This is a genomic window from Phytoactinopolyspora endophytica, assembly GCF_004138495.1.
GTDB lineage: Bacteria > Actinomycetota > Actinomycetes > Jiangellales > Jiangellaceae > Phytoactinopolyspora > Phytoactinopolyspora endophytica.
Genome location: NZ_ML142853.1, coordinates 306668 through 307726 on the forward strand (window position 1 = coordinate 306668; position 1059 = coordinate 307726).

Consider the following 1059-nt stretch of genomic DNA (forward strand, 5'->3'; position numbering starts at 1 on the left):
CGGGTATGTTGAACGAGAGGCGAACAAATGGTGTCTTTGTGGTGTCTTAGACTGAGTTCGTGATCACCGCCGGACTGCCCGCGAACGTCGCAATCGCCACGGCACAGCTCGGCTTCCTCGACGCGATCGAGGGCAACGTCGCAGGCACCCTAGACGGCGCGGACCCGGAGTATCTGCACGAGCTACGGGTCGGTGTCCGCCGAACGAGGTCGCTCATCAAGCTGACCGGCGACGTCCTCCCGTCCGGCGTCGCCGCACATTTCGCCCCCCGGTTCAAGTGGCTGGGAGATCTCACCACGCCCACCCGCGACCTGGACGTGTACCTGATCGAGATGGACCAGCTGGCCGAGGTCCTGGTCGGAGCTCACCCCGAGGACCTCGCCCCGTTCACCGAACATCTGCGCCGACAGCGTGCCGTGTCCCGGCGCACGCTCGTAGCGGGCCTGCGCTGCGAGCGCTTCACTGACCTGTGCACGAGCTGGCGGGCCATGCTGACGGAGATCACCGAGGGCCGATCGGACGGGGTAGGTCAGGCGCCCGCCGCTGGCGGGGACACACCGGCGACGGTAACGACCGTCGAGCAGCTCGGCGCCGATCGGGTGCGCCGGGTCTACGCGCGAGTACTCCGCCGTGCCCAGGCCATCACGTCGGACTCCCCCGCGGAGAAGGTGCACGCGCTCCGGAAACGCTGCAAGGAGCTGCGCTACATCCTCGAGGTTTTCCAGCCTGTGTGCGCTGAGCACACGCACCGGTCCGTCATCAAGAGGCTCAAGCGGCTGCAGGACGTCCTCGGTGCGTTCCAAGACGGCGAGGTGCAGAGCGAAGGGCTGCGGACGTTCGCACAGCAGATGCTCGACGACGGGCCGCCGCCGGCCGCGACCTTGCTCGCCATGGGCGAGCTGTCTGCCCACTTCACGGTGCAGCAACGTCAGGCGCGGCACGAGCTCACCGCGGCGCTCCCCCGCTTCCTCGGCGCGACGACACACGAGCGCATCGAGTCGATGCTCCCGTAAGCGGTCATCACCACATCACATGGCGACCACCTCGGCCAACCGGGAG

The 1059-nt window shown here is 67.7% G+C and carries 1 protein-coding gene; it reads left to right on the forward strand.

Annotation, left to right across the window (positions count from 1 at the left end):
• The first annotated feature begins 59 nt into the window (after window positions 1-59).
• On the forward strand, window positions 60-1013 hold the full coding sequence (locus tag ELR45_RS12220; protein WP_129666276.1) for a CHAD domain-containing protein: 954 nt from the start codon (window positions 60-62) through the stop codon (window positions 1011-1013).
• Window positions 1014-1059: the final 46 nt, after the last annotated feature.